This is a genomic window from Xanthomonas albilineans, assembly GCF_002939705.1.
GTDB classification, from domain to species: Bacteria; Pseudomonadota; Gammaproteobacteria; order Xanthomonadales; family Xanthomonadaceae; genus Xanthomonas_A; species Xanthomonas_A albilineans.
This window is the reverse complement of sequence record NZ_MDCB01000071.1, coordinates 1-1,292: the sequence shown is the minus strand read 5'-3', so window position 1 is coordinate 1,292 and position 1,292 is coordinate 1. Positions and strand designations below refer to the sequence as shown.

At 61.2% G+C, this 1,292-nt stretch carries 2 protein-coding genes; one reads left to right on the top strand and one right to left on the bottom strand.

The features are described from left to right. Positions 1 to 532 precede the first annotated feature (532 nt). Positions 533 to 715: a hypothetical protein gene (locus XalbCFBP2523_RS16945; RefSeq protein WP_155394447.1), complete on the top strand. Its 183-nt coding sequence runs from the start codon at positions 533 to 535 to the stop codon at positions 713 to 715. Here the strand turns inward: XalbCFBP2523_RS16945 and XalbCFBP2523_RS15760 are convergent. Then, on the bottom strand, positions 678 to 1,292 hold a 615-nt coding region (locus XalbCFBP2523_RS15760), incomplete at its 5' end, for a hypothetical protein (protein WP_211286579.1). The two genes, XalbCFBP2523_RS16945 and XalbCFBP2523_RS15760, sit on opposite strands and share 38 nt — an antisense overlap.

Below are 1,292 nucleotides of genomic sequence, written 5' to 3'. Positions count from 1 at the left end.
AGTGCGACAACGACGTGTTGCCCATCTGCCCGGTGATAGTGGATTTCGTTAGGAAGGTGTTCGCCATAGAGGTAGGACAGTTTGTGGCGCAGTGATGTGATCAGGTTCATGCGTGTCGCTCCGAATCGAAGAGATGGGAAAGGGACGGCGTGTCAGGGTCCAGGGGGTGTGCGGTACCGAACGCACATCGCAGCGATGGCGATGTCAGATCGCCCATCGCCGTCCTGCTCACGGATAGGCCCGAGCGAAGGTCGAGTAGCGCGAGACGCGTTGCTCGAAGGCTTCGACGTCGCAGATCAGGTAAGTGACGCGCGCTCCGAGCTTGCAGAAGACCGGGCCGAGTTGTTCCTGGCGCCAGCGGCGCAGGGTCTTGACGGATAGTCCCCAGCGCGCGGCNACCGGGATCTTTGCTTTCACAAAGTTGACCGATTTGTGTGGCGGGAAGTCGGGTTGTCATGTCGATACGCCTCTTTGGTGAAATGGGCGCAGCGAAGTTTCCACACGAATTTATGGTCCGTGTATGGCGCGATTTATGGGCGCATTTATGGTTTTTGCGCCGCAGCCGGTATTTGCCGCGCTTGACCAGCCAGAGCAGGTCCTCGCGCTCGGTCTGGCCACCGAAGGCATCACCGAGGGACCGGTGGATGGTTCAGGTATGAAGCGATTTATGGTCGCGTTTATGGTTTGCGCCGCAGTTGGTATTTGCCGCGCTTGACCAGCCAGAGCAGGTCCTCGCGCTCGGCCTTGCCACCGAAGGCATCATCGAAGGACTGGTAGCCGGTGTTGGCGATGCGGTTGACCTGCGCCCACGACATCTCGGGAGCGGCCTGACCGTCGGTTCCCCACATGTGTTTGATGATCTTTGCGCGTTCCCGCGATAATTCACGCCAGGTCACGAAGTGGGGAAGCTTCAACCGTTGACCGTGTAAGAACTGCTCCGGTTCTGCTCCCTCAGTGGGCGTGGCATGGCCGCGCAAGACGCGGTCGAAGGCGCTCGCATCGAAGACGTCCCTTCCGTCGTCCACGCGAACGAATTCGTGGAGAGATCGCATGGCGTGGTCACGTGGTAGCGCGGTGGTCAGCGAGGGTGGCGGCGCCAATAGGACGCCTCTGCGTGGCCAGATGGCATCGGCCAGCACCGTTGCCATCTCGATTCTCGGCGCGCGCTGGAATGCTCGCGCCACGAACACCGGCACGAAATCGTCGGTGCCGATGATCCGTGCATCGCCCAGATGCCACAGGTGATCGGGCACGCCGACACGGCGGGCGGAGCGCCGAGGTTCCTCGATTCC

Coding starts and splice junctions, on each gene's coding strand:
- XalbCFBP2523_RS16945 (WP_155394447.1), top strand. CDS start 533: ATGGGCGCATTTATGGTTTTTGCGCCGCAGCCGGTATTTGCCGCGCTT.